At 39.7% G+C, this 1,455-nt stretch carries 2 protein-coding genes; both read right to left on the bottom strand.

The genetic code is table 11. The features are described 5' to 3' along the window. Positions 1 to 177: 177 nt before the first annotated feature. Positions 178 to 999 carry an IS3 family transposase gene (locus E7A03_RS09910; protein ID WP_316074107.1) on the bottom strand — a complete coding sequence of 274 codons (822 nt, stop codon included), beginning with the start codon at positions 997 to 999 and terminating at the stop codon, positions 178 to 180. After that, positions 984 to 1,337 carry a helix-turn-helix domain-containing protein gene (locus tag E7A03_RS09915; protein ID WP_316074105.1) on the bottom strand — a complete coding sequence of 118 codons (354 nt, stop codon included), beginning with the start codon at positions 1,335 to 1,337 and terminating at the stop codon, positions 984 to 986. Before E7A03_RS09915 ends, E7A03_RS09910 begins: the two co-directional genes overlap by 16 nt. Between the last annotated feature and the right edge of the window lie 118 nt (positions 1,338 to 1,455).

Raw genomic sequence — 1,455 nt, forward strand, 5'->3', positions numbered from 1 at the left:
TCTCCGGTAAATACCATGGTGGTGGGACCTGGTGGCTACAAATTTGCTGACTTTATTAAAATTGGCGTACCTTTTACCTTAATTGTTATGTTGGTGACTGTTTTTATTGTGCCAATATTATTTCCATTTTAAATGAAAAGAGCGGTCAATTTGATCTGACCCCAAAAAATTAGACTGTTATTTAAAGGATTGTTTTCGATATTGTATCGGACTCAGTCCTTTTAATTTTAGTTGAATCCGTCGATGATTATAGTAATCCAAATAATCCCTGACGGCATCAACTATCTCCTCTCTACTGTTAAATTCCCGACCATAAAAACATTCCGTTTTTAATCGCCCAAAGAAACTTTCCATTGCGGCGTTGTCCAAGCAATTCCCTTTTCTCGACATACTTTGAATGATGCCATGTTCAGCTAAAATTCGACGATAAGCTACCATTTGATATTGCCAGCCTTGGTCTGAATGTAAAATCACACCACAAGCTTTATTTAATCCTTTGACGGCTTGCATTAACATGTCCTCTACTTGCGCCCAGTTTGGGGAATAGCTGAGATTATAGGAGACTACCTCATTGTTAAATAAGTCTAAAATTGGGGATAAATAGACTTTACTCCCATCTTTCGCCTTAAACTCGGTGATATCAGTTACCCATTTTTGTTTCGGGGCCGTTGCACTAAAATCGCGTTCAAGATGATTCGGTGCTATCACCCCTATCGTGCCTCGATAGGTCGTAAATTTCTTGCTTTTTCTTGAGCGCACTTGAAGCCCAAGTGTCTGCATTAAACGTTGAACTTTTTTATGATTTACGTCTGGCAAGCTGGCATGAACACGTCGGTAGCCATAATCAGGATGATTGGCTTTGATGCGTTTAATGGCCTTTTTCAACAACTCATCCTTATCCGGTTTAATCTGACGTTTAGCAAAAAACGTACTACGCGCTAACTGTGCAAAGCCTAAAAGCCATTTTAACGGATAGCGTGTTCTTAACCTTTGGATAATTTCCGTTGCTCGGCTTCGTCCTGAAGTCTGAGCCTTCTCAACTCCTTTAGGTAGGCCACCTCCGCTTCAAGCTGTAAAATTCTCAGGCGTAAACGGTCTTCTTCAGTTTTGGGTGGCGGTGGCATTTTTGCATATTTAGGTTTCATCGGTGGACATCCTGATGGTTTGTGGGGAATAAGTCCTTTTATGCCACTTTTTTCAAACCGTTTCAACCAGGTTCCGACTAATGTGTTAGAGGAGATATTGTAAAAACGAGCTGCTTCTCGAATGCTCATTTTTCGATTCAGAATAGGTTGAAGAACCTGTAATTTAAATTCGATTGTGTAGTGTTTACCCATAAAAAAATCTGCACCTCAATTGTTGGTTTGGTTAGTCCAACTTTTGGGGTGCAGATCAAATTGACCACTCTTTTTATTCTATCAATCAGACAGATTATGCGTTATCACCAATTAATAC

Origin of the sequence: Veillonella parvula (assembly GCF_032472435.1) — a bacterium.
GTDB lineage: Bacteria > Bacillota > Negativicutes > Veillonellales > Veillonellaceae > Veillonella > Veillonella parvula_N.

Bases quoted from the DNA above. Each gene is read 5' to 3' on its own strand.
- E7A03_RS09915 (WP_316074105.1), bottom strand. From the start codon at position 1,337: ATGGGTAAACACTACACAATCGAATTTAAATTACAGGTTCTTCAACCT.